This is a genomic window from Citrobacter sp. Cpo142, from assembly GCF_030332425.1.
GTDB classification, from domain to species: Bacteria; Pseudomonadota; Gammaproteobacteria; order Enterobacterales; family Enterobacteriaceae; genus Citrobacter; species Citrobacter portucalensis.
In genome coordinates this window covers 1-5,088 of record NZ_JAOWHW010000125.1, presented here as the reverse complement: position 1 = coordinate 5,088, position 5,088 = coordinate 1, and the positions used below count along the sequence as shown (strand labels likewise).

The following is a 5,088-nucleotide window of genomic DNA, read 5'->3' as shown; positions in this document are numbered from 1 at the left end:
CAATCACATCACTGCCCGGTTGTATGCGCGAGGTTACCGACTGCGGCCTGAGTTTTTTAAGTGACGTAAAACCGTGTTGAGGCCAACGCCCATAATGCGTGCACTGGCGCGACATCCGACGCCATTCATGGCCATATCAATGATTTTCTGGTGCGTACCGGGCTGAGAGGCGGTGTAAGTGAACTGTAGTTGCCATGTTTTACGGCAATGAGAGCAGAGATAGCGCTGATGTCCGGCAGTGCTTTTGCCGTTACGCACCACGCCTTCAGTAGCGGAGCAGGAAGGACATCTGATGGAAATGGAAGCCACGCAAGCACCTTAAAATCACCATCATACACTAAATCAGTAAGTTGGCAGCATTACCCGTGCCCGCAGGGGTATTTGAAAAATATGCGCTGGGTATTACCCCTGGTCAGAAACGGCTGTTGAGCATTCGCAAAACGCCGGATAATGCGATGATTATCAGTAACTTTTATTCGCCAATTTTGGTTTGCGCCGGTTAACGACAGGCTATACTTGCCCCATGATAACTCTCGTTCGTCCGACCATTGCTGCGGATATCGCCGCACTTCCAGACATTGAACGCGCCGCCGGGCAATGCTTTCGGCAGATCCCCGAATTGAGCTGGCTCGCTCAAGGCCCCGTCATCTCTGCCCGTTGCCATCAGCATTATCTGCAGCAGGAAATGAGTTGGGTGGTAGAACACAGCGGTCAACCGCGTGGTTTTCTGTTAGCAGAAGCACAGGATTCGACGCTGTTTATTGTCGAGCTCTCCGTGCATCAGGCGAGTCAGGGAATAGGGTTAGGTCGACGCCTTCTTAGCGATGTCGCGGTAGAGGCCAAAGCAAGGAGCTTCACGTCGCTCACGCTCACCACCTTTCGGGATGTACCCTGGAACGCGCCGTGGTATGCCCGAATGGGATTCGAAATGCTACCGGAAACGTCATTGAACGCTGCGCTACGGCAAAAGCTGGCACAAGAAGTGGCGCACGGCATGGCGTATGAATCACGCTGCGCCATGCGCCTGATGCTGAGCTAATGCGCCCTGACAGGGGCGCATGTCATATCAGAAGGTTTCCCAGTTTTCCCCGGTGTCGGTTGCCGCCGCTTTACGCAGCGTACCCGGCGCTGGCGCAGCGGCCACGCTGACCGGTTCGCGCGCGGTACTTGCCTGGCCCTGCTGGATGCGGAACACGGCCACCGCCTGCGTCAGTCGGCTAGCCTGCTCTTCCAGCGCCGCGGCGGCTGCTGCGGACTCTTCCACCAGCGAGGCGTTCTGTTGGGTGACACGGTCCATCTCCGATACCGCCAGGCCAACCTGGTCGATACCCCGGCTCTGCTCGTCAGATGCGGAAGCAATTTCGCCCATGATATCGGTTACGCGGGTTACCGCATTCACGATTTCATCCATGGTTTCGCCCGCGCTTTCTACCAGCGTGGAACCGAGGTCAACGCGGTTTACCGAATCTTCAATCAGGCTCTTAATTTCCCGTGCCGCCTGGGCGCTGCGCTGCGCCAGGTTGCGAACTTCACCCGCGACCACTGCAAAACCACGCCCCTGTTCACCGGCACGTGCGGCTTCCACCGCGGCGTTCAGCGCCAGAATGTTGGTCTGGAAGGCAATACCGTCAATCACGCTGATAATGTCGGCGATTTTCTGCGAACTGGCGGTGATATCGCGCATGGTCTGCACCACGTTATCCACGACTTTACCGCCCTTCTGCGCGGTTTCCGATGCGCTCAGCGCCAGATGGCTCGCCTGACGGGCGTTTTCGGCGTTCTGCTTCACGGTCGCCGTCAGCTCTTCCATACTCGCCGCCGTCTCTTCCAGAGAAGCCGCCTGCTGCTCGGTACGTGAAGAGAGATCGTTGTTACCCATCGCAATTTCACTCGCGCCGCTGTAAATCGCGTGAGCCCCCTGACGAACTTCGCCCACGGTGCGCGCCAGTTCACCCTGCATATGGCGCAGAGAGTGTGCCAGCTCGCCCATTTCGTTGTCGCTTTCCACGTCGATGCGTTTGACCAGGTCACCGCCCGCAATGTGGCGAATGCTGTCGATTAAACGATTCAGTGGTTCGATAAGCGTCTTGCGCACGCCCAGCCAGACGGAGATGATCACGGCCAGTACGGCGATCATCATGCTAAACAGGATCCACATGGCCTGCGTGTAGGAGGCATTGCTGTCGTTGACCGCCAGGTCGTACAGGCTGTCGTTCTGTTGCAGATAGTTGACGTACGCCTTCTCAAAGCCGTCCTGATAACCCTGAGTCGGTTGGTCGAAGAAGTCGTTGATTTTGCCTGCACCCAGCAGTTGGATAAGCTCGGACAGCGCGCCGTGGTAGATGTCGTAGTTACGTTTGATTTCCAGCGCCGCCGCTTCGCTCTGACGCGGGTCACGCGGCATCGCTTCGTACTCGGTCCAGCGTTTTTCCGCATCAGACAGTGATTTGGTGGCAATCTGCATCAACTCGGCAACGGTAGCGCCGCTGCCGATATTGTTCTGATCCATCATGTAACGGATCCCGGCACGGTTCAGGGTATTGTGGGTTTGCAGCAGAGCAACCCAGCTCCCGTTCAGCCAGGACTGCTGCTGACGCACAGTTTGCAGAATGGTGAAGTCCTCTTTGTCATGCTTCAAAGAGTTAAAGAAAAGTCCCCCTGACGCCAGCTGTAACAGGCCAAACAACACCAAAACCAGCACGAGGCTGGTGACGATCTTTATACGTTTTAACATGTTTCTCTTTCCTCCGGACGAGTAACGAGTTTTCGGCGGGAAAAGACAAAACTTTATAGAAATTGTGACAATTAATACGGGTAGCGGCGCGATTTTGCATCACCGAGCGTGCCTGTTCCCCCTCACCCTAGCCCTCTCCCCATAGGGGAGAGGGAACCGATGAGTGCAGATTGACGAATCGCGTGGCCCGGCCAAGCGCAGCGCCGCCGGGGATGCTCGTTACCCGCGCAGCGCACAAATCTCGTCGTACAGGCCACGAGAAACATCCAGCCCATGCAGCTCACTTCGCTCGCGCGCCAGATAGCGCCGCGCGCCAGATGCGTCCCGGCCTCTGCTCCCAGGAAACGCTGAGGGTCGAGCGCCAGAATCAACTCGCCGCCGTACGGCAGGCCGCCCGCGCCGTTATCCGACGCCAGCGATTCGGCGCTGGTCATATCGCCAATCAGCGGGCCGGCGAACAGTTCCACCATCGCCGCCAGCGCCGAGCCTTTATGGCCGCCGAAGGTCAGCATCGCCCCGTCCAGCACCGCCTGCGGGTCGGTGGTTGGCTGGCCGTCGCTATCAATCCCCCAGCCTTCTGGAATTGGCTTACCCGCCCGTTGGTGCAGCTGAATTTCACCGCGCGCTGCGGCGCTGGTCGCCATATCAAAAATAAACGGCGGCTTCGCACCGCGTGGCCAGCCGAACGCAATCGGGTTGGTGCCGAACAGCGGCTGGGTGCCGCCCGCCGGGGCCACCCACGCGTGGCTTGGCGTACAGGCGTAACCCACCAGCCCCACGTCGGTCAGCGGTTCCACGTCGGCAAACAGCGCCGAGAAGTGCACGCAACGGTTGATCGCCAGCGCCGCAATCCCACAGTGGCGAGCTTTTTCAATCAGCAGCGGCAGCGCCTTTTCATAGGCACACAGCGAATACGCCCCGTTGGCATCCGCTTTAACGATAGCGGGCGCCTGATCGACAATCGTCGGTTCCGCATCCGGCGACACCTTGCCTTTGCGCAGAGTTTCTACGATCCCCAGCAGGCGCCACAGGCCGTGTGAAGCACAGCCGTCGCGTTCACCCGCGGTGACGTTGCGGGCGATAGCGTCGGCGTGTGCGGCTGAAAATCCGTTTGAGCTGAGGACGTCGAAGGCCAGTTGATAGGCTTCCTTAAGCGCGATGTTTACCGTTGTCATGTTTTTCTCCATATTGTCGGACAGGCTTTAGCGCAGACGGAGGCGCAGGTTTTACTTAGTTAAAATATTGATTTACATCACATTTATTTTATTGAGCGCCAGCAATGTTCTCGCTAAACTCTATCACGCCTTTAATCAGCCGTGGATTATTGATGACATCTCGTTCATAGGTGCTACCCAACTCATCAAAGTGCAACCGGTGAGTCAGCAGCATGTCGGCGCGCAGCAGCCCACGCTGCATCAGCTCCCCCACCCGCGCAAAGTCCGCTTTTGTGGCGTTTCGGCTGCCCAGCAGCGTGGTCTCTTTTTTATGGAACTCCGGATCAGAGAACTGCAGGTCGCCTTTAAACAGGCCGACAAATACAATGCTGCCGCCGTGGCGAATCAACTCCACCGCGCGATTCATCGACTGCGCGCTGCCGGTGGCATCAATCACCGTCTGTGCAAGGTCACCGCCAAAGCTATCGCGCAACTGAGTGAGGAAGTCATCGGCCAGCGGATCGAGAGCCGGTAACGCCAGCTGGTGCGCCACATGCGCGCGGCGCTCCGGGCTAGTATCCACCATCACCACCTGCGCGTCTTCCGCCGCCGCAATGGCTGCCGTCCCCAGCCCAATTGGCCCAGCGCCCACCACCAGGACCGCGTCACCGGGCTTCACCGCCGCACGGCGAACCGCATGTGCGCTGATGGCAAACGGCTCGATCAGCGCAACCGCTTCGGGTGCAATGCCTTCCGCCAGCAGGATGTTTTGCTCAGGTACGCATAAATATTCGCTGAACCCACCATCACGATGTACGCCAAGGTAATGACTCCAACTTACTGATAGTGTTTTATGTTCAGATAATGCCCGATGACCTTGTCATGCAGCTCCACCGATTTTGAGAACGACAGTGACTTCCGTCCCAGCCTTGCCAGATGTTGTCTCAGATTCAGGTTATGTCACTCAATGCGCTGAGTGTAACGCTTGCTGATAACGTGCAGCTTTCCCTTCAGGCGGGGTTCATACAGCGGCCAGCCATCCGTCATCCATACCACGACCTCAAAGGCCGACAGCAGGCTCAGAAGACGCTCCAGTGTGGCCAGAGTGCGTTCACCGAAGACGTGCGCCACAACCGTCCTCCGTATCCTGTCATACGCGTAAAACAGCCAGCGCTGACGTGATTTAGCACCGACGTAGCC

The 5,088-nt window shown here is 57.8% G+C and carries 2 protein-coding genes and 4 pseudogenes; 1 reads left to right on the top strand and 5 read right to left on the bottom strand.

What is annotated here, in order from left to right; translation table 11 throughout:
- Nucleotides 1-309, bottom strand: a pseudogene (locus tag OGY18_RS14985) (IS1-like element transposase); the annotation flags it as partial.
- Nucleotides 310-523: 214 nt separating this feature from the next.
- On the opposite strand from OGY18_RS14985, the gene OGY18_RS14980 reads away from it, so the two are divergent.
- Nucleotides 524-1,039: a GNAT family N-acetyltransferase gene (locus OGY18_RS14980; protein ID WP_057072932.1), complete on the top strand. Its 516-nt coding sequence runs from the start codon at nucleotides 524-526 to the stop codon at nucleotides 1,037-1,039.
- Between the two features lie 27 nt (nucleotides 1,040-1,066).
- On the opposite strand, the gene tsr is transcribed toward OGY18_RS14980, so the two are convergent.
- The 4 genes and pseudogenes from tsr to OGY18_RS14960 form a co-directional block, all read right to left on the bottom strand.
- Nucleotides 1,067-2,734 (bottom strand): methyl-accepting chemotaxis protein, encoded by a 1,668-nt coding sequence (gene tsr / locus OGY18_RS14975; protein WP_128317714.1) that lies wholly within the window; start codon nucleotides 2,732-2,734, stop codon nucleotides 1,067-1,069.
- Nucleotides 2,735-2,953: 219 nt separating this feature from the next.
- Nucleotides 2,954-3,909: pseudogene (locus OGY18_RS14970) on the bottom strand (Ldh family oxidoreductase).
- Nucleotides 3,910-3,997: 88 nt separating this feature from the next.
- Nucleotides 3,998-4,711: pseudogene (locus tag OGY18_RS14965) on the bottom strand (zinc-binding dehydrogenase); the annotation flags it as partial.
- Between the two features lie 14 nt (nucleotides 4,712-4,725).
- A pseudogene (locus OGY18_RS14960) lies at nucleotides 4,726-5,088 on the bottom strand (IS1 family transposase); the annotation flags it as partial.

Bases quoted from the DNA above. Each gene is read 5' to 3' on its own strand.
- tsr (WP_128317714.1), bottom strand. From the start codon at position 2,734: ATGTTAAAACGTATAAAGATCGTCACCAGCCTCGTGCTGGTTTTGGTG.
- OGY18_RS14980 (WP_057072932.1), top strand. From the start codon at position 524: ATGATAACTCTCGTTCGTCCGACCATTGCTGCGGATATCGCCGCACTT.